Below are 1,158 nucleotides of genomic sequence, written 5' to 3'. Positions count from 1 at the left end.
CTGATTGAGGTGTCACCTTGTGTGTATGCCTTAACTATTTTTTCTCGCAAGTCGAGCGAGTACGGTTTCATTAGACTTCATTTGTGTACTCCTCTTACTGTACCTCATAAACTTGCAATAGGCTGTAAGTTTCCTGCTTTGGCATAGTTGTTATTAGGTCTGGTAATATATTCACAACCTAGATTTTGAGCTATCTTTTTGGTTTCTGGACGTTTAGTGTCATCAAGCAAATAAATTTTTTTGAATGGATAATCTAAGGCTTGGCATCCAATAATTGTGCGCTTAAGAATAAACTCAGGTTCATTATAAGTCGGAATGAGAATATCAACTGTAGGAGTAAAACTACCATCAATAACAGATAAGGAGCATTGATCGGCTTCGCTGTGGCGATCGCTCACATTTAGCATTAAAAATAACTGAATAGTACCACTGAGTAATATCAGTCCTTCAAAAAAAAATAATCCTAAGCTAAATACACCATTTAACGGATCGGCAACATTTAAAGTAGAAAGCGATCGCCATAAAATATAGCGCATTGTCAAGATTAGCAAAATTCCCACAACTAACCGTCTTGCCCAAACACGCGGTTGAGGAGATATTTTTGTGACTATAAAAACTATCAAAAAAAGTACTACTGTAGGGGCTAATAAATACTCACCCATAACCATAGGTACTGCAAGCCACATTGGAGGATTTTCTTGCAGCACTTGAATTTGTGCAAAAATTTCTGAAACTCTATCTTCACCTGTAAACCAGGCTGTAACTATGACTGCGCATAAAGTGAAAATTCCTACAAGTACCAAAGTTGCTACTCGCAATCGCCGCACGCCTCGGCGTCTATCGACACCTTGGCTATCAACCTGAGAAATCATGATTTTTCTAGTTTGTACTGCTGCTAGGAAAATACCAAGTTCTTCCCCCAGCAAAATGATTTCTCTTTAAGAAGTAAATGAGATTTTTCTGAGAAAGTAAACAAATGCTAACTAATGATGATTCAGCTACTATGACTATCTTTTTGGTTTTTTAGCAGATACAGCCTATTGCAAGTTTATGAGGTACAGTAAGAGGAGTACACAAATGAAGTCTAATGAAACCGTACTCGCTCGACTTGCGAGAAAAAATAGTTAAGGCATACACACAAGGTGACACCTCAATCAG

Annotated in this window: 1 protein-coding gene; it reads right to left on the bottom strand. The window is 37.7% G+C overall.

Features of this window, described 5'->3' with window-relative positions; genetic code table 11:
- Positions 1-104: 104 nt before the first annotated feature.
- Positions 105-872: a glycosyltransferase gene (locus tag IQ230_RS26225; protein WP_228055480.1), complete on the bottom strand. Its 768-nt coding sequence runs from the start codon at positions 870-872 to the stop codon at positions 105-107.
- Between the last annotated feature and the right edge of the window lie 286 nt (positions 873-1,158).

Source organism: Gloeocapsopsis crepidinum LEGE 06123 (assembly GCF_015207655.1).
GTDB lineage: Bacteria > Cyanobacteriota > Cyanobacteriia > Cyanobacteriales > Chroococcidiopsidaceae > Gloeocapsopsis > Gloeocapsopsis crepidinum.
The sequence above is the reverse complement of the archived record's forward strand: the minus strand, read 5'-3'. Positions and strand labels throughout refer to the sequence as shown.

Coding starts and splice junctions, on each gene's coding strand:
- IQ230_RS26225 (WP_228055480.1), bottom strand. CDS start 872: ATGATTTCTCAGGTTGATAGCCAAGGTGTCGATAGACGCCGAGGCGTG.